The organism is Bradyrhizobium sp. LB13.1, from assembly GCF_054056815.1.
In genome coordinates, this window is sequence record NZ_JBSRYQ010000001.1 from 463,297 (window position 1) to 483,753 (window position 20,457).

Consider the following 20,457-nt stretch of genomic DNA (forward strand, 5'->3'; position numbering starts at 1 on the left):
GCAAGGTGGAGTCGGCTTCGAAATGCCGCTCACCCGCCCCAGCGGGACCAGAATCCGCGCCAGCCGCCGGCCTGGACCTTGGCCGTGCCGATTTGTTCGGTAAATTCATCGCTCGGACCCTCGTCGTCGATCCCGGGATCATCCGGGGCGCGGATGATCGGGATGACGGCGGGAATAGGCGCTGGTGCCGGCTTGCCGAGGTCGGCGCGGGCCCGGAATACCGGCGTTGCTACCGCTGGCGATGATTCGGCGATCTCAGGGGCCGGCTTAACCGGCTCGGCGGACGTGGCGACCGGCTCCTCGTTGGCGGCCTCTGTGGCTTCGGGAGGCGAATTGTCCTGTGCGGCAGGCACCGGATCCGGCGCCGTTACCGGCGGTTCCGCCGGGCTTTCGCTCGGGGGCGCCGTCACCCGCTTCGGCGGCGGTGCCGCCAGCATGGCTTCCTCGAAGGCCGAGGATTCGATCGTGTCGCCCTTGCCGGAAGGAAGACTCGCGACCGGCGTCTGCCACTGGAACGCGTCAAGGCGGCCGGTGACCGGGGAAACCGGACGCCAGCGCTCGCTGACATAGCCGTCCGCGGTCCAGGCCGGATCGTGGCGGGCGCGCACCGCGCGCAAGGTCCAGGCGCGGGCCCGGCCGCCGTCACCGTGCTCGGTGCGCTCGATCTCGGCCATCAGCAGCGCCACGCGCTGGGTCGGATCGTTGACGTAAGGCGCCAGCACCTCGCGCGCACGGGCGAACTCGGACGCATCGATCGCGGCGCGCGCGATCGCGAGCTGGCCCTCGACATAACCAGCCTTGGCGACAGGAATCTTGGCGGCAAGCGTCTCGACCCGCTGCAAGCGCTGCCGCGCGGAATCGCCGAGCTTCACATGCGCATAGGCATCCGCGAGGTCGGGATGCGGATTGGCCAGCCAGGCGGCTTCCACCAGCTTCATGGCGCGGCGCACCTGATGCGCCTCGCTCTCGAATTTTGCGGCAAGCACTGCGGCCGGCACCAGGGTCGGCGCGAGCTTGATCGCCTCCATCACGCTCTCGCGCGCGACATCGCGGTCCATCGTCTCCAATTCCAGCGCGCGTGCGGCGAGCAGCACGCCGCGCTGGCGGCGATAGGCCTGCTTGTCGATCAGGCCCGCGGACAGATTCGAATCGAGGATCGCGAGCGCGCCGCTCCAGTCACCGCGCGCGCAGCGGAAGCCGAGCACCGCATGCGAGGCCCAGGTCGAGGACGGCGACAGCTTGATCGCTTCCTCGGCGATCATCACCGCGCCGACCGCATCGTCGGCGCGCTGCGCCTCGATGAACAGGCCGCGCAAGCCGAGCAGGCGCGTATCCTCGCGCTCGGCCATGGCACGGAAGACGCGCTGGGCTTCGTCGCGATTGCCTTCGAGCTGCGCGGATTGCGCATGCAAGAGAAGTGCGAGCGGGTCGTTCGCGGCCAGCCGCCGCGCGGCGTCGGCGTGGCGACGAGCAAGCGCGGTGTCGCCATGGCCGATCGCGAGCAGGCCGTGGGTGATGGCGTGACGGCCGCGGGCGTGACGCTTCTCGTGACGACGGCGGCGCAGACGCCCCGGCGCGCGCCAGATCATCGTCAGGAGACTCCAGACCAGCACGACTGCCGCGGCAAAGAGGCCGAGCAAGAACACGAACCTGGGCAACGTCGTTGTGGCGCGGAAAGCGCCTGCGGTCAGGACGAGATCGCCGGGCTGGTCGGCGACCCAGGCCGCGCCGGCCGCCGCCAGCGCGATCAGGACGAGGAAGAGGACGATGCGAAGCATGACGATCCCTATACGCGCCGATTATTGCGCGAACCTTTATTGACCAGGTTTGACGAGATCCGCCATGGCATCGTCGGCGAATTTGCGGGACGCCGCGAGCGCGGCGTCCCGGGCATCGGCCTTGTCGAGCCAAGCCTGCGCCGGTGCGCGGTCGGCCTCCGGCAGCGTCTTCACCTCGCGCCGAGCTTCCACGAAATCGTTGCGAAGCGCTGCGGCCGTCACCCTCGAGACGATAGCGCCGCGATCGCTGCCGATTCCGTCGGTACGTTCGATGCGAACGAGTTTTGACGCCCCCGCCTGAAGGCGCTCGACGATGCCTGCGCTGCTGGCCGGGGTTTCCGGCGGCGGCGACAGTTTTGGCACGATGTTGAGGAGCTCGCGGCTCAGCGCGACCGGCGTCGGAATACCGGACGATGCAAAGGTGTCGAGCGGCTTCAGCATATCGGGCTTTGCCGCAAGCGACCGCGCCGCGGCGAGCTGCGATTCGTAAGCGTCGCCGTGGCGAACGGCGACGTCGAGCAGGGCCGCCGCGACCACATGGCGCAGCGGCTTGTCGTCCATCGTCCTCGCATCGGCAATCTTCTCGCCCTGCTGCGCGAGCTCGGCACGTTCGGTCTTGGTGGCACGCTCGAGCTGCGCGAGGCGGTCGTTGAGAGCGGCAAGATCGGGCGCGGCAGGGGGCGGCGCCGATTTCGCGTCGTTCAGGGCGCCCGCGGTCTTGTCGGACTGCGCGCGCAGATTGGCGATGTCGCTGCGCAGGCCGGTTGCGGATTTCTCCAGCGCATCGATCCGCGCCAGCATGGCCGGATCGGCGGCAGGCTTGCCCGCCTTGGCTTCGACCGCGGCAACGCGCCCGCTCAGCGCATCGACCGTTGCGCTCGTCACTTGCGGAGCGGCCGGCGGCGCCTGCACCGCAGGCCAGCCCAGCATCCAGCCGACGGCGATCACAATTGCGGCTGCGACCGCGCCGGAGAACGGAGCGATAATCCAAGGTGAAATCGATGGCGATACGGACGCGGACGCAACGGAAGACCGCTCCTCGGCAGGTTCGGGCTGCGGCTCGGCATTAGCTTCGTCGGACTTGGCCGCTTCGAACTTAGCCTCTTCGGACTTGGCCTCTTCAGATTTGGCCTGCTCCTGCGCGGCCTGTTCGGTCGCCGCAGCCTGCGGCTGGCCCGCCACCTCCTGCGGCTGGGTGGAGACTTCGGTTGCCTCGATGTCGATGGTGGGCGGGGTGCGCTTGGCACGGCTGGACTCGGGAGCCAATCCTGCGTCTTCAGGCTTGTCGTCGGCCATCGTGACGGTTCCTCACACTTACATGCCCTAAACGAACCCGATTGCGTCGGATTCGGCCCGACCTCTTACGCCAAACGGGTGCGCAAAGCACGCTCCAAGGAGTCAAATAAGGCATTTTCGTCCGGCGTCGCGGCCACGAGAACCTGCGAGGCACCGGCCTCGCGCAATATGCCTGCGACGGTCTCGGACAGGCAGCATTGCGGGATCGCCAGAGCCGAGATTTCGACACCTTCACCCCGCGCGGCCTCCAGGAAAGCCCGCGCGCTGCGCCGGGAGTAATGCAGCACCGCCTCGATCCCATGGGCGGCAAAGCCCTCACAGACATCGCGCGGCAACAGCTTGACCGGGACCATGCGATAGGTCGTCTGCGTGACGATGCTAAATCCTTCGGCGCCCAGCTCATCGCTGAGGTCGCGCGACAGATCCGCGCCCGCGAGATAAAGCAGCGTGCTCTTTTTCTTCAGCCGCTTGTTGCGCGCGCTCTCCATCACCTTGTCGCGCAAAGCCGCGGCATCGCCGCCGGCGACCACCACCTCGGCAAAGCCTGCATCGCGCGCCGCGGCGGCGGTGTGCTCGCCGACCGCAAACAGCGGCAGCGGCAGGAGGCCAAGGTCCGGCAATTGCGGTGCGACGGCACGGATCGCATTGGCCGACGTGACGATGACGGCGCTGTAGCCCGTCTCACTCTCGTCATGGAAGGCGACCGGCTCGAACTTGAGCACCGGGGCAAGCAGCACCACATGACCCCGCGCGCGCAGATTTTCCGCTGTCGCCACATTGTCGGGATGCGGCCGTGTGACAAGAATGGACATCGCTTGGTTCCGGGCACGTGGCGGTGACGCATTCACGAGGAGAGCTGCGCGTGGCGATTGCGCAAGCCGACCCCGGAATGCTACCGGACGTACCAGAACTCTGCTTTGCGGATGAGCGCAAGGGGTGAGAAGGGCGCAGATTGGATACCAATTCGCCAATGCTGGTACTGGGCATAGAAACCACCTGCGACGAGACCGCCGCGGCCGTGATCGAGCGCACGCCTGACGGCAGCGGCAAGATCCTGTCCAATTTCGTGCGGTCGCAGGTCGAGGAGCATGCCCGTTTCGGCGGCGTCGTGCCGGAGATCGCCGCACGCGCCCATGTCGACCTGCTCGACGGCATCATCGACCGCGCCATGCATGAGGCCGGCATCGACTTCGCCCAGCTCAACGGTGTCGCGGCCGCCGCGGGCCCCGGATTGATCGGCGGCGTCATCGTCGGTCTCACCACCGCGAAGGCGATCGCGATGGTGCACGACACGCCGCTGGTCGCGGTGAACCATCTCGAAGCGCATGCGCTGACGCCGCGCCTCACCGATGCACTCGAATTTCCCTATTGCCTGTTTCTCGCCTCGGGCGGCCATACCCAGATCGTTGCGGTCACCGGCGTCGGCGAGTACGTGCGGCTCGGCACCACCGTGGACGACGCGATCGGCGAGGCCTTCGACAAGGTCGCGAAGATGCTGGGCCTGCCCTATCCGGGCGGCCCGCAGGTCGAACGCGCGGCAACAAGCGGCGATCCGGGGCGATTTGCGTTTCCGCGGCCGATGCAAGGACGCCCCGACGCCAATTTCTCGTTGTCGGGATTGAAGACGGCGGTGCGCAACGAAGCGAGCCGGCTAGCTGAGATCACGCCGCAGGACGTCAGCGATCTCTGCGCGAGTTTTCAGGCTGCCGTGCTCGACTCCACCGCGGACCGGTTGAGCGTCGGTCTCAAACTTTTCCGCGAGCAGTTCGGCGCGCCGCGTGCGCTGGTGGCGGCCGGGGGCGTCGCCGCCAACCAGGCGATCCGCGGTGCTCTGCATGACGTTGCGAGGAAAGCCGGAACGCAACTGATCATGCCACCGCCCGCACTCTGCACCGACAACGGCGCGATGATCGCCTGGGCCGGCGCCGAACGTCTCGCGCTCGGCATGACCGACACGATGGAAGCGCAGCCCCGCGCGCGCTGGTCGCTCGATGCGAACGCGACGGCACCGGCCGGGTACGGCAAAACGCGGGCGGGATACTAAAGCAATGACAGCGTTCCGATCCGTCGCGGTGATCGGTGCAGGCGCCTGGGGCACGGCGCTCGCGACTGTGGCTGCGCGAGCCGGACGAAATGTGACGCTCTGGGCTCGCAATGCCGAGCATGCGACGCGAATCGCATCGAGCCGCGACAATCCGCGGCTGCCCGGCGTGCGGATCGCGCCAGAGATCATCGTCACGAGCGATCTCACCATGGCGGCGCGCGCGGACATGCTGCTGATCGCGACGCCGGCGCAGCATCTGCGCGGCGCGGTCAACATGCTGGCGTCGCACCTCGCAAAGCCGGTGCCGATCGTCGCCTGCGCCAAGGGCATCGAGCACGGCACGCACAAATTCATGACCGACGTGATCGCGGAGGCCGCGCCTCACGCGCAGCCGGCGATCCTGTCGGGCCCAAGCTTTGCCGACGACGTCGCGCGTGGCCTGCCGACTGCGGTAACGCTGGCGGCGGTGGAAGAAGCGCTGGCCAGCAGCCTCGTGCAGGCGCTGGGCTCGGCGACCTTCCGGCCCTATCACACGACGGATGTCCGCGGCGTCGAGATCGGCGGCGCGGCCAAGAACGTGCTGGCGATTGCCGCCGGCATCGTGGTCGGCCGCAAGCTCGGCGCCTCCGCGCTCGCCGCACTGACCACGCGCGGCTTCAGCGAGCTGGCGCGGCTCGGCCGCGCCTGTGGCGCGCGCACGGAAACACTCTCCGGCCTCTCCGGTCTCGGCGACCTGCTCCTGAGCTGTTCGACCGCGCAATCGCGCAATTTCGCTCTCGGGATCGCGCTCGGTCGCGGAGAGGCGGCGCCGGCGGGCAAGCTTGCGGAAGGTGCATTCACTGCGCCGGTGCTGGTCGAGCTCGCGGCCGCGCGGCACGTCGACATGCCGGTCTCCCAGGCAGTGGCTGCCATCCTGGATGGCCGGTTGACGATTGACGCCGCGATCGAAGGGCTGCTGACAAGGCCGTTCAAGGCCGAGGAATGACGGCGGCCTCTACCGCGTCGCAGGTTGCACTTAACGGCCTGTGCGCGCTGGTTTAGCCTAGCGGCGAACCGCAGGGATCCCGGTCCAACAACAATGAGGTGAGTTTGCGATGAACTACTGGCTGGTGAAATCCGAACCGTCGGTGTGGTCCTGGGACCAGCAGGTGGCGAAGGGCGCCAAGGGCGAAGCCTGGACCGGCGTGCGCAATTACACCGCGCGCATAAACCTCGTGAACATGAAGAAGGGCGACAAGGCGTTCTTCTATCATTCCAACGAGGGCAAGGAGATCGTCGGCATCGCGGAGATCATCAAGGAAGCCTATCCCGATCCGACCGACAAGACCGCAAAATTCGTCTGCGTCGACATCAAGGCCGACAAACCCTTGAAGACGCCGGTAACGATGGCCACGATCAAGGCCGAGAAGAAACTCGCCGACATGGCCCTGGTGAAGTATTCGCGCCTCTCGGTGCAGCCGGTGACGGCCGAGGAATGGAAGCTCGTCTGCAAGATGGGTGGGATATAGTTGCTGCAATTGTAGGTGTGCAGTCCGATCCGGGATTACGCTTCACTCCCTCAGCGCTACGATATCCGAGCTTGCGCCTCCGGCAACGCAAATACCTCGCATGGCGCAGCGATGCCGCGTAGCGAATGCGGCCCGAGCGCGATCAGAGGCATGTCCGTCTCGGCGGCGAGCGCGCCCGACACCAGCACGGTTCTGCCGAGCGGCTTGCACAATCCTTCGAGCCGGCTGGCGAGATTGACGGCGGGACCGATCGCCGTGAAATCGAGCCGGTTGGCGGCGCCGATATTGCCCCAGAGCATCCCGCCGAGATGCAGCGCCGCGCCGAACGCGAGCGGCGGCAGACCTTGGGCGCGGCGTTCCGCGTTGAGATACGTCATCCCGGCTTCGGCTGCGCTCGCGGCGCGCAGAGCCGCATCGCACGCGTGGCGCGGGGACGCCTCGACCACCGGAAAGATCGCGAGCACACCGTCGCCGATGAATTTCAGCACCTCGCCGCCGAAGGCGTGAACCGCGCCGGCAATCCGATCGAACCAGGCATCGAGCGCCGCGATGACGTCGGCAGGCGGCGTGGCTTCCGACAGGAGCGTGAAGTTGCGCAGATCGGCATAGAGCAGCGCGGCCTGTATGGTCTCGCCGAGATCGCGGCGCAGGGGTGCCGCCAGTACCCGCTCCGCACTGCGCTTGCCAAGATAAGCATCCAACGTCGCGCGCAACGTTGCACGCGCGGCAAGCACCGCAAGGGGTGTCGCGGCAAAGCGCGCAGCCCGGCGCAATTGCTCGATCTCGTCCGCAGTGAACGGACGCGGCCCGATCCAGCCGAGCAAAGGCCCATCGGGCGGTCCGACCGCGTCTTCGTGCACCTCACCGTCCGCGACGTCGCGCAGCCAGCGGCGGCCTGCATCGTTGGGCGTGTCGGGCGCGAGGCCGCCAGGTGCGAAGCCAAGCGCTTCGATCACCCGGCCGCTCTCGGCGCGCCACAACCAGGTCCGCTTCGCGATCAGCGGATGTGGCACCTCCAGCGTCAGGCTGCCTGCCGCAAGCGGCACGCCGTCAGCGACCAGATGTGCGCCAAGTTCCGTGAGCAGGCGGTCGGCCCCGGCGCTATCGGCGGCGGCATCGACAAGCCAGGCGAGCGTCGGCGAGAGGTGCATGGTCCGATCATGGCGAAGGCAGGCCGTCTTTGTCACGGGCAATCCTTGACGGGCCGCACGAGCGCCGCCATCTCCCACAGTCAGCCCAGGGATGATCGCCGATGACCGAACCGTTCATAGTGCGACGCGAGACCCAGATCGCAGCCCCACGCGCCACCGTTTTCGCTTACCTGACCGACCCCGAGAAGATTTTGAGCTGGATGGGCTCCGACGCGACCACTGAGCCGCATCCCGGCGGGCTGTATCTGCTCAAAGGCATCGGCCCCCGCGGCGGCGTCGCCCGCGGCGCGTTCCGCGAAGTCGTGCCGGTGCATCGTCTCGCCTACACTTTTGGATGGGAGAGCGGCCAGGAAGTGCCGCCCGGCTCGAGCCTGATCGAGATCGACCTGATCGAACGCGACGGCGGCACGCTGCTGCGCATGACCCATAGCGGACTGCCGACCGAGGAACAGGCTGCCGCCCACGCGACGGGATGGACGCATTATCTGGAACGGCTCACGACCGCGGCCGCAGGCGGCGATCCCGGTCCCGACAGGGGTGTTTCCAACAAGGCGTAGCGACGGGAGAAGGTCAGACCGCCGCGGTCGCCACCACCTGCTGCAAAAGTTGCTCGCGCCTGGCCTGCGAGCGCTGGCCCTTCATGGTCGCGGCGAAGCGTTCGAGGATGCCGTCCTCGAACGCGGTGACGATGGTGTCGTGGACATAGCTCTTGCGGCAGATCGCCGGTGTATTGGAGAGCTGGTCGGCCGCGGCGCGGATCGCTTCCAGCACCTGCTTCTTGCGGCCGTGCTGGCTGGTCGCCGGGGTGATCCGCGAGAGCGATTCCACGACGACGGCGGACGCCATCAGCGTACGAAAATCCTTCAGCGAGATCTTGATGCCGGCGATCTCGCGCAGGAACGCGTTCACCTGCGTGGTGTTCACCGCGCGCACGACGCCGTAGGCATCGCGATACTGGAACATGCGCTTGCCGGGCACGTCCTGCAAAATGCCGATGGCACGCACCAGCTTGGAAGCATCACACTCTTTCCGCACCGCCTTGCCGCCCTTGGCCTTGAAGGTCAGCACGAAGCAATCGTCTTCCAGCGTGACATTGGACTTCAGCAGCGTGGTGGCGCCGCGGGTGCCGTTGAGGCGGGCGTAGGATTCGTTGCCGGGGCGGATCGCGGTGCGCGCAATCAATTCGATGACGGCCGAGAGCGCGAACTCGCGCGTCGGCTCCTCGCCCGACAGGAACGCCGAAACCTTGCGCCGGATCTTTGGCAGCGCGCCGACGAGTTTCTCGAGCCGATGCGCCTTGCGTTGCTCGCGGACCTTCTCCCAATCGGCGTGATAGCGATATTGCAGCCGGCCCGCGGCATCGCGTCCCACCGCCTGGAGATGCGAGCTCGGATCGGCCGAGTAGCGCACCTCGCGATAGGCCGGCGGCACAGCCATGGAATGCAGCCGGCGGATGGTGCGGGCATCGCGGATATGCGCGCCATTGGGACGGACGAAGGAATAGCCCTTGCCGCGCTTGATGCGCCGGATCTTCAGCTCGTTCTGGTCGCCGAGCCGCAGGCCCAGTTCCTTGGCGAGCGCCTCGACCGTTGCAGCAGGCGCCGTGTCGAACGCTTTTTTCGGGCTAAGACGGGCGGAACCTGCCGGTTTCGGCCATTGTCCGAGTGCTTTGGCCAGCGCAACGGCCGCAGGATCGGCTGAAGCGGGCCGTATCGTCCCGAAATTCTGCTGATCCATCATAGTCTTAAGCCTTAGCCCTGTCTGTTATCGGTCAATGCCGCTGTTCTGATCTTTGTTCCAAGGGTCTCGTTGGACCCGGGTTAGCCACTTAGGGTGTTCCGAACCGCATTGCGAGTCCCGAATCAGTGAGGTGCGGTTTCTAAATACCTCTGGCGAATGCATGGGGCTCTGCGGCGGCCTGTTCCGAGGGTTTGGGCAAAGGCCCGAAAGCGGCCCCGGCCTGTTCCAGATCTGCGACAGTCCGGCCCGATGGCCTTGATCCTTCGTCTGGCCGGGCGCTCGCCGAAGGTCCAGCTTGTGCACCTTGTCGGGTCCGGTTAGCCCGACGCATAATCAGTTCAACGATCAAATCGGCTCGCCAGTGGCCCGTGCTCGGCTTGCCGCATGTGGAGGGAGGGAAACATGTCCGAGAAGATCTACGACGTCCCCGCGGAATGGGCGAAGCGCGCCTGGATCGACCAGGCCAAGTACAAGGACATGTACGCCCGCTCGATCTCGGACCCGAACGCCTTCTGGGCCGAGCAGGCCAAGCGCGTCGACTGGATGCACGCGCCGACGAAGATCGAGAACGTCTCCTTCGCGCCCGGCAACATCTCGATCAAATGGTTCGAGGACGGCGTCCTCAACGTCGCCCATAACTGCATCGACCGGCATCTCCACACCCGCGCCAACCAGACCGCGATCATCTGGGAAGGCGACGATCCCTCGCAGTCCAAGCACATCACTTACAAGGAGCTGCACGACGAGGTCTGCCGGATGGCCAACATCCTGCGCACCCGCAACGTCAAGAAGGGCGATCGCGTCACCATCTACCTGCCGATGATTCCGGAAGCGGCCTACGCGATGCTGGCCTGCGCGCGGATCGGCGCGGTTCACTCCGTGGTGTTCGCCGGCTTCTCACCCGACAGCCTTGCCCAGCGCATCAACGACTGCCAGTCCAAGGTAATCATCACCGCCGACGAGGGCCTGCGCGGCGGCAAGAGGGTGCCGCTGAAGGCCAATGTGGACGCGGCGCTCGCCAAGTCAGACGGCGTCGACTGGGTCGTCGTGGTCAAGCGCACCGGCGGCAAGGTCGACATGAACCCGACGCGCGACCTCTGGTATCACGAGGCTGCCGCGATGGTGACGACGGAATGCCGGGTCGAGCACATGCACGCCGAAGATCCGCTGTTCATCCTCTACACCTCAGGCTCGACCGGCCAACCGAAGGGCGTGCTGCACACTTCCGCCGGCTATCTCCTGTTCGCCGCGATGACGCATCAATACGTCTTCGACTATCACGACGGCGACATCTACTGGTGCACCGCCGACGTCGGCTGGGTGACCGGCCACAGCTACATTCTGTACGGACCGCTCGCCAACGGCGCGACCACGCTGATGTTCGAAGGCGTGCCGAATTACCCGGATAATTCGCGATTCTGGAACGTCATCGACAAGCACAAGGTCAACATCTTCTACACCGCGCCGACCGCGATCCGCGCGCTGATGCAGTTCGGCGACGAGCCGGTGACCAAGACCTCGCGCGCCAGTTTGCGCCTGCTGGGCTCGGTCGGTGAGCCAATCAATCCGGAAGCCTGGGAGTGGTATCACCGCGTCGTCGGTGACGACCGCTGCCCGATCGTCGACACCTGGTGGCAGACCGAGACCGGCGGCATTTTGATCACACCGCTGCCGGGCGCGACCAAGCTGAAGCCGGGCTCGGCGACGCAGCCGTTCTTCGGCGTGGTGCCTGAGATCGTCGACGCCGACGGCAAGGTGCTGGACGGCGAGACATCAGGCAATCTGTGCTTGACGCGATCATGGCCGGGCCAGATGCGCACGGTCTATGGCGACCACGCCCGCTTCGAGCAGACCTATTTCTCGACCTACAAGGGCAAGTACTTCACCGGCGACGGCTGCCGACGCGATGCTGACGGTTATTACTGGATCACCGGCCGCGTCGATGACGTCATCAACGTCTCCGGCCATCGCATGGGCACGGCCGAAGTCGAGAGCGCGTTGGTCGCACATGAGAAGGTGTCGGAGGCCGCCGTCGTCGGCTTCCCGCACGACATCAAGGGCCAGGGCATCTACGCCTATGTGACCCTGATGGCCGGCGTCGAGCCGACCGAGGATTTGCGCAAGGAGCTTGTCACCTGGGTGCGCAAGGAGATCGGCCCGATCGCCTCGCCCGACCAGATCCAGTTCGCGCCCGGCCTGCCCAAGACCCGCTCCGGCAAGATCATGCGCCGCATCCTGCGCAAGATCGCCGAGGACGAACCCGGCAGCCTCGGCGACACCTCGACCTTGGCCGATCCCGCGGTGGTCGACGATCTCGTCAAGAACCGGCAGAACAAGAAGTCGGCGTAAAGCAGTCTCGTGCCCCGGACGCGGCGCTGCCCTGGCGATGCGAAGCATCGTCCAGTCAGAGGTGCGCTGCAGAGCCGGGGCCCATGCAACAGCAGACTCTGTGGCTTTCTGGGTCCCGGCTCTGCGTCGCACCGCTTCGCGCCGCGTCCGGGACACGAGACCGCATCTCCGCGTTAGCGCCACCCAAACGACAGCCGTTCACACGCTCACGCATTCGTCAGGGCGCGTGCCCGCGCGCCCGCATCTTTCCCGCTGAGTGTTGTTTCCAGGTCATTTACTTTGTTTCGAACATTTCCTTTGTTCCCCCTGCTGGCTGGCCCTTGGCGGCCGTGCGTGGAAACCATCCGGTTAACAGGCGCGGTTAAGAATGCCCCCTAACGAGGACTTGGCGGGTCGGCGATTGCCGGTTGTGCGTCATTTTGGACGATTGGTTCGGGTCAAGGGGACAATCGATGTCGATCAGGATTGCAGTGGCGCTGGCTGCCACCATCGGAGCGGTGGTCGTGATGTCGACCGCGGCGCAGGCCCGGCCGGAAATGGTGGGGACGCACCTGGCCGACTATTCGCCGGGCACCATCGTGGTCAAAACCAACGAGCGTCGGCTCTATCTCGTCCTCGATAACGGCCACGCCGTGCGCTATCCGGTGGGCGTCGGCAAGTCCGGCAAGCAGTGGGCCGGCACCACCCGCATCGACGGCAAGTACCGCAATCCGGCCTGGTCGCCGCCTGCCGAGGTGAAGCGCGACAAGCCGAGCATCCCTGACGTCATTCCGGGCGGCTCGCCGCGCAATCCGATGGGCGTCGCGGCGATGACGCTGTCCGGCGGGGAATACGCGATCCACGGCACCAACGTGCCGGGCTCGGTCGGCGGCTTCGTCTCCTATGGCTGCATCCGCATGCTCAACGACGACATCACCGATCTCTACAGCCGCGTCTCGGTCGGCACCACGGTGGTCGTGACGCGCTGATCCCCGGGACGAGATCCCGACAACAAGAGCCGCGTCCGTTGACGCGGCTTTCTTGTTACCAGAAGCGCCAACCGTGCGCGCACCAGCCGTCGCGATGGCCGCCATTGTAGCTCCGTGCGTAACCGCCGGCGAGCAACACCGCCGAAACGTTGGCGGTTCGCCTGGTCGCGACGTCGGCGAGAACCCGACCATATTTGTCAGGGCCAAGATTGGTGATCGTCACGCCGCCCTGGCCGAGCAGATCGCGCAATGCGCGGGCCGCGGCTTCGGCCTTGTCCAGTTCCTCCTGGCAGGATGCTTTCATCTCGGGTGCGTCGATGCCGCGCAAGCGAACGCGCACGACGAGATCGCGGCCGTCGCGCTGACGAAAACGCGCGAGAAAGGTGTCACCGTCAATGGTGCGAACGACGTCGACCGACTCGCGACGATCGGGATGGCCGCCCTGCTGGAGCACGATCTCGGCGTCCCGCGTGCCGCCGCCATCCGGGTGCGGGACCGTCCAGTTCGTCCCGTGCCTGAAGATGAGCACAGCCGCCAGCGCGACGCCGACCACGAACATCCACGGCAACAATCCGGAGAAACGACGGCCGAACGGCGAGCCGCGGAATGAGGGTCGATACTGATGGCTGGGATCGAAGCGCGGCATTCGCGCACGCTAGGGCTGAGTCGGCTGCACCGGCAAGTGTGCGTGAAACGCGCCTCAAAAGTCCGAGGCGATGCCTTTTCGTTCCCAATCACCGTACCGGGTGGGCTCGGGTCCCTTTGGTCCCTGCACCTCTTTCGGCGCAGCTTCGGCATGCGCCACCGCCGCAGCCTGCCGGCGCGCTTCGGCTTCGGCCAGCGCTCGCTGGGCCGCCGGCGATAGCGGCTTGCGGTCGGAAACGTGAGGCCGGTCACTCATCGTCGAATTTCTAGCGCAGGACGATCCGCGGCGCGACGCCCAATAACGCATTCCTGAAATTGCTCCGAAAGGGTCGAAAAACCCGGAAGCGATTCTTACATTTGGCATATTCGCGTGTCAGAGATCGCGTCCTCAAGGCATGCGCCCATTGCGGCGGAACTGCCGCTTGCTGAGAACCTTGCTTCCGCATGCCATCTCAACGTTTTGCCCCTCCATCCGAAGTGCCTGGTCTTGCCGCGCGGCGGATTGCTGCCGACATCGTCGACGGCGTGCTGCAGAAGCACCGCACACTTGACGAGCAGCTCGACGGCAGCGGCGCCCATCCCGGACTGAAGACGCTTCCCGACCGCGATCGCGCGCTGATGCGGCGCCTGGTCGCCACCGTGCTGCGCCGGCTCGGCACGCTCGGCCACGTGATGTCCCGCCTGCTCGACAAGGGCATCCCCTCCGATGCGCCGCGCGCGCAGAGCGCGCTGCTGATCGGCGCCGCCCAGATCCTCTGGATGGACGTGCCCGATCACGCCGCCGTCGATCTCTCCGTTCGCCTCGTGCAGTCCGACCGCCGGGCCGCCCGCTATGCCGGCCTCGTCAACGCCGTGCTGCGCCGTTGCGCCCGCGAGGGCAAGGCGCTGGTGGAAGAGGTTGCCGCGCAGTCGCTGGATTTGCCGCCCTGGATGCTCGCGCGCTGGAGCGCGCATTACGGCGAGACGGTCGCAAGGGACATGGCGCTCGCGCTCAGCCACGACCCTTCGCTGGATCTGACCGTGAAGTCGGACGCCGCGCAATGGGCGAGCCGGCTACATGGTGAGGTTCTGCCGACCGGATCGGTGCGTACGGTGCTGCACGGCGCGGTGACCATGCTTCCCGGCTTCGCCGAAGGACAATGGTGGGTGCAGGACGCCGCCGCCGCGCTGCCGGCCCGGCTGTTCGGCGACATTGCCGGCAAATCCATCGGCCGATCTCTGCGCCGCTCCCGGCGGCAAGACCGCGCAGCTGGCGCAGGCCGGCGCGCATGTCACGGCCATCGACCGCTCGCCCGCCCGGGTGGCGCGGCTGCGCGAGAATCTGACGCGGTTGTCGCTCCAGGCCGAAACCGTCGTCGCCGACGCCGTGGAATGGGCCGGCCCAGCCGATGGCTTCGACGGCATCCTGATCGATGCGCCCTGCACCTCGACCGGCACGATCCGACGCCACCCCGACGTATCCTGGCTCCGGCAGGAATCCGACATCGCCGCGATGACCACGCTCCAGCAGCGGTTGCTGCAAAAATCGGTCTCGCTGCTCAGGCCCGGCGGAACGCTGGTCTACTGCACCTGCTCGTTGGAACCCGAAGAGGGCGAGCATGCGATCGCCACGCTACTGGCCGCAGAGCCTGCGATTCGCCGCGTCCCGGTCGATGCGTCCGAGGTGTCGGGGCTCGGCGAGATCATCACCGCCGAGGGCGATTTGCGCACCCTGCCCAGCCATCTGCCGAACGCCGATCCCAAGCTCGGCGGGCTCGACGGATTTTTCGCGGCCCGGCTCGTTAAATCCTGATTTTGCACTGGATTTTGCGACCACGGCGCTGATTCGCGTCGTTCAAGGTGGTGTCGGCCGCCGGATTTTGGGATTAAGAAGGATTCGTCGGAATCCTCTCCCCATCAAGGCAAGGTGTGTCAGTCGCTCAACGCAGACGTATCTCGACGCTGGTGATGAACCGCTTCGCGCGGAATATGCTCGCGCGCGCGAGCGGTGGTTCCGTCGCCCTGTCGCGGGTCTGGCCCGGCCGCTCCGACCGGCTGATCATCGCGCCGCATGACCTGCGCACCGCGGATGCGACCCGCGCCGCCGAGATCTATGCCGGCCGCTTCGTCTTCGCCGGCAAGATCGTCAATTGCCACGGCCGCTCGATCTTCGATCTCGAGCCGCCGTCGGAGGATTGGGAGGTCGCGCTGCTCGGCTTCGGCTGGTTGCGCCATTTGCGCGCCGCCGACACCGCGCTGACGCGCGCGAATGCGCGCGCGCTGATAGAGGACTGGATCGCCAACCCCGGCGGCAAGCGCCGTGCCGTCGCGCGACGCGCCGACGTGCTGGCGCGACGCGTGATCTCGCTGCTGTCGCAGGCGCCACTGGTGCTCAACGACACCGACAACAAATTCTACCGCCGTTATCTGCGCGCGCTGGCGCGCGAGATCCGCTTCCTGCGCTACACCATGGTCAGCATCCCCGACGGGGTGCCAAAACTCCAGGTGCTGATCGCGCTGTGCTATGCGGCGCTGTGCCTCGCCAACCAGGCAAGTCACATCCGCAGCGTCTCGAAGAAGCTCTCGGATGAATTGCAGCGGCAGATCCTGCCCGACGGCGGACATATCTCGCGCAACCCGGGTGCGCTGATCGAGCTCTTGATCGACCTGTTGCCGCTGCGGCAGACCTTTGCCGCACGCAACATCGCGCCGCCGCCGGCGCTGCTCAACGCGATCGACCGCATGATGCCGATGCTGCGCTTCTTCCGCCACGGCGACGGCAATTTCGCGCTGTTCAACGGCATGAGTGCGACACCCTCGGACCTGCTCGCGACGCTGCTTGCCTATGACGACACCCACGGCGCGCCGATGGCGAACATGCCGCATACCGGTTTCCAGCGCCTCGATGCCGGACAGACCACCGTGATCATCGACACCGGCCCGCCGCCGCAGGCCGGCGTCAGCCATGACGCCCATGCCGGCTGCCTGTCGTTCGAACTGTCCTCCGGCATCAGCCGCATCGTCACCAATTGCGGCATGCCGACCACGGGCCGCGACAATTGGCGGCCGTTCGCACGCGGCACGGCAGCGCATTCGACGCTGACCTATCACGACACCTCGTCATGCCAGTTCGTGGAGATGTCGGCGATGAAGCGGCTCTTGCATGGCGCGCCCGTCACCAGCGGCCCCGTCGAGGTCGAGAGCTATCGCGAAATCGTGCAGAACGGCACGCTGCTGACGACGTCGCATGATGGCTATCTCGCCAAGTTCGGCGCGATCCACCGCCGCGTGCTGATGATCGCCAATGACGGCGCGCGCATCGACGGCGAGGACACGCTATCGCCGCCGCAGGGCGGACGCTTCAAGGGCGCGGATGCCGATTTCGCGCTGCGCTTCCATCTGCACGCGGCGGTGAAGGCGAGCCGGCTGTCCGATGCCCGCGGCGTCATGCTGGTGCTGCCGAACCGCGACGTCTGGACCTTCGAGGCGCTCGACGACAAGGTCGATCTCGAGGACAGCGTGTTCCTGGCCGGCAATGACGGCCCGCGCCGCACCGCGCAGATCGTGATCCGCCAGGATGCGCGGCAGGCGCCCTCGATCCGCTGGAGTTTCGTGCGCTCCACCGCCTCGCCGGCGATCACCAATGCCCGCAGAAACGCGCGGCGGGAGCCGGAACTTCCGCTGTAAACGCCCGCGATCCGGCCCCATCTGATCGTTGTGAAAGCGACCGAAAAACTGCTATCGAGCCCTCGCTCGCGCGACTGGCGACCTTGGATGGAGCACCATCGGGAAGCGTGGGACATAGCTGCCGCGCGCCTGGGCATTACTCCTTCAGACAGAGGATCTTGCTCATGACTGACCAGCCCCGCCGCGTCACCCGCGCACTTCTTTCCGTTTCCGACAAGACCGGCCTGATCGACTTCGCAAAGGCGCTTGCCGCGCATGATGTCGAGCTGGTCTCGACCGGCGGCACCTCCAAGGCGATCGCCGCGGCCGGCCTCAAGGTGAAGGACGTCTCCGAGCTGACCGGCTTCCCCGAGATGATGGACGGCCGCGTCAAGACGCTGCATCCGAAGGTGCATGGCGGCCTGCTCGCGATCCGCGACAACAAGGACCATGCGGAAGCGATGAAGGCGCACGGCATCGCACCGATCGATCTCCTGGTCGTCAATCTCTATCCGTTCGAGGCGACCGTCGACAAAGGCGCCGGCTTTGAGGATTGCATCGAGAACATCGATATCGGCGGCCCCGCGATGATCCGCGCCGCCGCGAAGAACCATGACGACGTCGCCGTCGTGGTCGAGGCGGAGGACTACAAGGCCGTGCTCGACGAGCTCGCCGCCAACAAAGGGGCAACCACGCTGAAGCTGCGCCGGCGCCTTGCCGCCAAGGCTTACGCGCGCACGGGCGCGTATGATGCCGCGATCTCGAATTGGTTCGCACGTCAGCTCGAAATCGACGCACCCGATTTCCGCGCCTTCGGCGGAAAGCTGATCCAGTCGCTGCGCTATGGCGAGAACCCGCACCAGACCGCGGCGTTCTATGCGACGCCCGACAAGCGGCCGGGAGTCTCGACCGCGCGGCAGCTCCAGGGCAAGGAGCTCTCCTACAACAACATCAACGACACCGATGCGGCCTATGAATGCATCGGCGAGTTCGACGCCAGGCGCACCGCGGCCTGCGTCATCGTCAAGCATGCCAACCCCTGCGGCGTCGCTGAGGGCTCCGACCTCGTCAGTGCCTATCGCAAGGCGCTGGCCTGCGACTCAACCTCGGCCTTCGGCGGCATCATCGCGATGAACCGCGCACTCGACGCTGATACCGCGCGGGAGATTACAAAGATCTTCACCGAGGTGATCATCGCGCCTGACGCCAGCGAGGAGGCGATCGCCATCATCGGCGCGCGCAAGAACCTTCGCCTTCTGCTCGCCGGCAGCCTGCCCGATCCGCGCGCGCCCGGCCTCACCGCCAAGACGGTGGCGGGCGGCCTTCTCGTGCAGAGCCGCGACAATGCGGTGGTCGACGACATGATTTTCAAGGTCGTGACCAAGCGTGCGCCTGATGATGCGGAGATGCGCGACCTGAAGTTCGCGTTTCGGGTGGCGAAGCACGTCAAGTCCAACACCATCATCTACGCCAAGGATCTCGCCACCGTCGGCATCGGCGCCGGCCAGATGAGCCGCGTGGATTCAGCGCGGATCGCGGCGCGCAAGGCCCAGGATGCGGCGGCCGAGCTGAAGCTCGCCGAGCCGCTCACCAAGGGCTCGGTGGTGGCGTCGGATGCGTTCTTCCCGTTCGCCGACGGCATGCTCGCCTGCATCGAGGCCGGCGCAACCGCCGTGGTGCAGCCCGGCGGCTCCATGCGCGACGACGAAGTGATCAAGGCCGCCGACGAGCACGGCATCGCCATGGTGTTCACGGGGACACGCCACTTCAGGCACTGATTGACTGGCGTGCGGGCTGCAAGAGTTGCGACGACTCCACCGACTTCGTCATTGCGAGCGCAGCGAAGCAATCCAGAATCTTTCCGCAGAGAAAGTCTGGATTGCTTCGTCGCTTCGCTCCTCGCAATGACGGGATGGAATTGCGGTAGTGCGGCTACTCCCGCACCCGCATCAACAGTCCCAGCCCCGCGACGAAGAACACCACCAGCACGGCCATGCCGGCCTTCTGGCTCGCCGTCACCGCGGTGATCACGCCGATCAGGAGCGGGCCGATGAAGGACGTCACTTTCCCCGTCAGTGCGAACAGACCGAAATACTGCGCGATGCGGTCCTTCGGCGCGAGGCGGATCAGGAGCGTGCGTGAGGCGGCTTGCAGCGGACCACCGGCTGCACCGATCAGGCAGCCCAGCACCAGATAAGCGCGTTCGGCCGCAGCGGCGAACAATGCACCGCCAGGCGCGGGCGGTGCGACCTTGATGAAGAAGATCGAATCCTTGTCGACCAGCAGGATCGCCGCCACCGCCAGCAGCAGGACCAGCATGCTGCCGGCGATCACACGCTTCGGCCCGATGCGATCGTCCAGCTTGCCGCCAAGCCATGCGCCAAACGCGCCGGCGATCGCGAGCATGATGCCGAAGGTGCCGATCTGGATCGTGTGCCAGCCGAACGTACCGGCGGCATAAATGCCGCCGAAGGCAAACAGCGACACCAGACCGTCGGTGTAGATCATGTTGGCGAGCAGAAACGCCGCGAGCGATTTCCGCTGCGGCAGTCCCTTGATCGATTGCTTCAGCTCCGACAGGCCTTCGTGCAGCGCCTCGCGCACCGGGCGCTTCGCCGGATAGTCCGGCGTAAACAGGAACATCGGCGTCACGAAAATGATGAACCAAAGTCCGGTCAACGGTCCGGCGGCGCGGTCGCCCTGATGGCTGGCGGGATCGAGCCCGAACAAAGGCGTGAGCCCGAGCAGCGTGCGGCCGGTCTCGGGATTGGCGGCGAGCAAACCGAGCACGATGATCAGGCTGACGATGCCGCCGATATAACCTGTCGCCCAGCCGGTGCCGGAGAGCCGGCCGAGCCGCTCCGGCGGGACCAGGGTTGGCATCATCGCGTTGTTGAAGAGGGTGGCGAATTCCGCGCCGACGCTGGCGAGCGCGACCGCGGTGAGCAGCGGCGGAATGATGGAGGGATCGCCGGGCTTTCCGATCCACAGCGTGCAGGATGCCAGCACCAGCACCGCGCCGAAGCCAGCGATCCATGGCTTCCTGCGGCCCGAAGCATCGGCAATGGCGCCTAGCAGCGGCGACATCAGCGCGATCGCGAGGCCCGCGGCAGCCATCGCAAAGCCCCACAGCGATTGGCCGGTAGCGGGATTCGGCGCAATGGCGGTGGCAAAATAGGGTGCGAACACGAAGGTCGTGATCAGCGTGAAATAAGGCTGCGCGGCCCAATCGAAGAAGATCCAGCTGACGACGGCGGCGCGCGGCGGAAAGGTCCGCTCCGCCTTGACGCGCGCATCCGAGGTAATCGTCGTCATCGTCCAGACCTCATCACG

At 66.4% G+C, this 20,457-nt stretch carries 16 protein-coding genes, 1 pseudogene and 1 riboswitch; of the genes and pseudogenes, 9 read left to right on the forward strand and 8 right to left on the reverse strand.

Annotated features, from left to right (window positions below):
* Window positions 1-29: 29 nt before the first annotated feature.
* The 3 genes from ACVWYI_RS02235 to ACVWYI_RS02245 form a co-directional block, all read right to left on the reverse strand.
* Window positions 30-1,778 (reverse strand): heme biosynthesis HemY N-terminal domain-containing protein, encoded by a 1,749-nt coding sequence (locus ACVWYI_RS02235; RefSeq protein ID WP_456661099.1) that lies wholly within the window; start codon window positions 1,776-1,778, stop codon window positions 30-32.
* A 36-nt stretch (window positions 1,779-1,814) separates the two neighbouring features.
* Window positions 1,815-3,074, reverse strand: coding sequence for a COG4223 family protein (locus ACVWYI_RS02240; protein WP_456661100.1), 1,260 nt, complete (start codon window positions 3,072-3,074; stop codon window positions 1,815-1,817).
* A 65-nt stretch (window positions 3,075-3,139) separates the two neighbouring features.
* Entirely contained in the window at window positions 3,140-3,886 is a 747-nt protein-coding gene (locus tag ACVWYI_RS02245; RefSeq protein WP_247352461.1) for a uroporphyrinogen-III synthase, read from the reverse strand.
* A 158-nt stretch (window positions 3,887-4,044) separates the two neighbouring features.
* Between ACVWYI_RS02245 and tsaD the strand changes: the two genes are divergently transcribed.
* The 3 genes from tsaD (at window position 4,045) to ACVWYI_RS02260 (ending at window position 6,626) form a co-directional block, all read left to right on the forward strand.
* Window positions 4,045-5,118 carry a tRNA (adenosine(37)-N6)-threonylcarbamoyltransferase complex transferase subunit TsaD gene (gene tsaD, locus ACVWYI_RS02250; RefSeq protein ID WP_456661101.1) on the forward strand — a complete coding sequence of 358 codons (1,074 nt, stop codon included), beginning with the start codon at window positions 4,045-4,047 and terminating at the stop codon, window positions 5,116-5,118.
* 4 nt (window positions 5,119-5,122) lie between these two features.
* A complete protein-coding gene (locus tag ACVWYI_RS02255) occupies window positions 5,123-6,103 on the forward strand; it encodes an NAD(P)H-dependent glycerol-3-phosphate dehydrogenase (RefSeq protein ID WP_456661102.1) in 981 nt (326 codons plus the stop codon).
* 109 nt (window positions 6,104-6,212) lie between these two features.
* Window positions 6,213-6,626: an EVE domain-containing protein gene (locus ACVWYI_RS02260; protein WP_456661103.1), complete on the forward strand. Its 414-nt coding sequence runs from the start codon at window positions 6,213-6,215 to the stop codon at window positions 6,624-6,626.
* Between the two features lie 56 nt (window positions 6,627-6,682).
* On the opposite strand, the gene ACVWYI_RS02265 is transcribed toward ACVWYI_RS02260, so the two are convergent.
* The gene (locus ACVWYI_RS02265; protein WP_456664469.1) at window positions 6,683-7,777 is read right to left on the reverse strand and encodes an adenylate/guanylate cyclase domain-containing protein; all 1,095 of its coding nucleotides are present in this window, start codon (window positions 7,775-7,777) and stop codon (window positions 6,683-6,685) included.
* Window positions 7,778-7,878: 101 nt separating this feature from the next.
* On the opposite strand from ACVWYI_RS02265, the gene ACVWYI_RS02270 reads away from it, so the two are divergent.
* Window positions 7,879-8,334, forward strand: coding sequence for an SRPBCC family protein (locus ACVWYI_RS02270; RefSeq protein ID WP_247444169.1), 456 nt, complete (start codon window positions 7,879-7,881; stop codon window positions 8,332-8,334).
* A gap of 13 nt (window positions 8,335-8,347) precedes the next feature.
* Here ACVWYI_RS02270 and ACVWYI_RS02275 read toward each other — a convergent pair whose 3' ends face one another.
* The gene (locus ACVWYI_RS02275; protein ID WP_354048444.1) at window positions 8,348-9,517 is read right to left on the reverse strand and encodes a DNA topoisomerase IB; all 1,170 of its coding nucleotides are present in this window, start codon (window positions 9,515-9,517) and stop codon (window positions 8,348-8,350) included.
* A 402-nt stretch (window positions 9,518-9,919) separates the two neighbouring features.
* On the opposite strand from ACVWYI_RS02275, the gene acs reads away from it, so the two are divergent.
* Window positions 9,920-11,866: an acetate--CoA ligase gene (gene acs / locus ACVWYI_RS02280; RefSeq protein ID WP_456661104.1), complete on the forward strand. Its 1,947-nt coding sequence runs from the start codon at window positions 9,920-9,922 to the stop codon at window positions 11,864-11,866.
* 452 nt (window positions 11,867-12,318) lie between these two features.
* Complete coding sequence (locus ACVWYI_RS02285; RefSeq protein WP_247352474.1) at window positions 12,319-12,834, forward strand: L,D-transpeptidase; 516 nt, start codon at window positions 12,319-12,321, stop codon at window positions 12,832-12,834.
* A 55-nt stretch (window positions 12,835-12,889) separates the two neighbouring features.
* Here ACVWYI_RS02285 and ACVWYI_RS02290 read toward each other — a convergent pair whose 3' ends face one another.
* Window positions 12,890-13,480 (reverse strand): thermonuclease family protein, encoded by a 591-nt coding sequence (locus ACVWYI_RS02290; RefSeq protein ID WP_247352476.1) that lies wholly within the window; start codon window positions 13,478-13,480, stop codon window positions 12,890-12,892.
* 54 nt (window positions 13,481-13,534) lie between these two features.
* Window positions 13,535-13,735, reverse strand: a complete 201-nt coding sequence (locus tag ACVWYI_RS02295; protein WP_247352478.1) for a DUF1674 domain-containing protein — start codon at window positions 13,733-13,735, stop codon at window positions 13,535-13,537.
* Window positions 13,736-13,923: 188 nt separating this feature from the next.
* Between ACVWYI_RS02295 and ACVWYI_RS02300 the strand changes: the two are divergent.
* The 3 genes and pseudogenes from ACVWYI_RS02300 (at window position 13,924) to purH (ending at window position 18,902) form a co-directional block, all read left to right on the forward strand.
* Window positions 13,924-15,271: pseudogene (locus ACVWYI_RS02300) on the forward strand (RsmB/NOP family class I SAM-dependent RNA methyltransferase).
* A gap of 155 nt (window positions 15,272-15,426) precedes the next feature.
* Window positions 15,427-17,145: a heparinase II/III family protein gene (locus ACVWYI_RS02305; protein ID WP_456664470.1), complete on the forward strand. Its 1,719-nt coding sequence runs from the start codon at window positions 15,427-15,429 to the stop codon at window positions 17,143-17,145.
* Window positions 17,146-17,205: 60 nt separating this feature from the next.
* Window positions 17,206-17,287: riboswitch (ZMP/ZTP riboswitch) on the forward strand.
* Window positions 17,288-17,309: 22 nt separating this feature from the next.
* The gene (purH, locus tag ACVWYI_RS02310; protein ID WP_247352482.1) at window positions 17,310-18,902 is read left to right on the forward strand and encodes a bifunctional phosphoribosylaminoimidazolecarboxamide formyltransferase/IMP cyclohydrolase; all 1,593 of its coding nucleotides are present in this window, start codon (window positions 17,310-17,312) and stop codon (window positions 18,900-18,902) included.
* Between the two features lie 154 nt (window positions 18,903-19,056).
* On the opposite strand, the gene ACVWYI_RS02315 is transcribed toward purH, so the two are convergent.
* The gene (locus ACVWYI_RS02315) at window positions 19,057-20,439 is read right to left on the reverse strand and encodes an MFS transporter (RefSeq protein WP_247352483.1); all 1,383 of its coding nucleotides are present in this window, start codon (window positions 20,437-20,439) and stop codon (window positions 19,057-19,059) included.
* Between the last annotated feature and the right edge of the window lie 18 nt (window positions 20,440-20,457).

Coding starts and splice junctions, on each gene's coding strand:
- ACVWYI_RS02235 (WP_456661099.1), bottom strand. CDS start 1,778: ATGCTTCGCATCGTCCTCTTCCTCGTCCTGATCGCGCTGGCGGCGGCC.
- ACVWYI_RS02240 (WP_456661100.1), bottom strand. CDS start 3,074: ATGGCCGACGACAAGCCTGAAGACGCAGGATTGGCTCCCGAGTCCAGC.
- ACVWYI_RS02245 (WP_247352461.1), bottom strand. CDS start 3,886: ATGTCCATTCTTGTCACACGGCCGCATCCCGACAATGTGGCGACAGCG.
- tsaD (WP_456661101.1), top strand. CDS start 4,045: ATGCTGGTACTGGGCATAGAAACCACCTGCGACGAGACCGCCGCGGCC.
- ACVWYI_RS02255 (WP_456661102.1), top strand. CDS start 5,123: ATGACAGCGTTCCGATCCGTCGCGGTGATCGGTGCAGGCGCCTGGGGC.
- ACVWYI_RS02260 (WP_456661103.1), top strand. CDS start 6,213: ATGAACTACTGGCTGGTGAAATCCGAACCGTCGGTGTGGTCCTGGGAC.
- ACVWYI_RS02265 (WP_456664469.1), bottom strand. CDS start 7,777: ATGCACCTCTCGCCGACGCTCGCCTGGCTTGTCGATGCCGCCGCCGAT.
- ACVWYI_RS02270 (WP_247444169.1), top strand. CDS start 7,879: ATGACCGAACCGTTCATAGTGCGACGCGAGACCCAGATCGCAGCCCCA.
- ACVWYI_RS02275 (WP_354048444.1), bottom strand. CDS start 9,517: ATGATGGATCAGCAGAATTTCGGGACGATACGGCCCGCTTCAGCCGAT.
- acs (WP_456661104.1), top strand. CDS start 9,920: ATGTCCGAGAAGATCTACGACGTCCCCGCGGAATGGGCGAAGCGCGCC.
- ACVWYI_RS02285 (WP_247352474.1), top strand. CDS start 12,319: ATGTCGATCAGGATTGCAGTGGCGCTGGCTGCCACCATCGGAGCGGTG.
- ACVWYI_RS02290 (WP_247352476.1), bottom strand. CDS start 13,480: ATGCCGCGCTTCGATCCCAGCCATCAGTATCGACCCTCATTCCGCGGC.
- ACVWYI_RS02295 (WP_247352478.1), bottom strand. CDS start 13,735: ATGAGTGACCGGCCTCACGTTTCCGACCGCAAGCCGCTATCGCCGGCG.
- ACVWYI_RS02305 (WP_456664470.1), top strand. CDS start 15,427: ATGAACCGCTTCGCGCGGAATATGCTCGCGCGCGCGAGCGGTGGTTCC.
- purH (WP_247352482.1), top strand. CDS start 17,310: ATGACTGACCAGCCCCGCCGCGTCACCCGCGCACTTCTTTCCGTTTCC.
- ACVWYI_RS02315 (WP_247352483.1), bottom strand. CDS start 20,439: ATGACGACGATTACCTCGGATGCGCGCGTCAAGGCGGAGCGGACCTTT.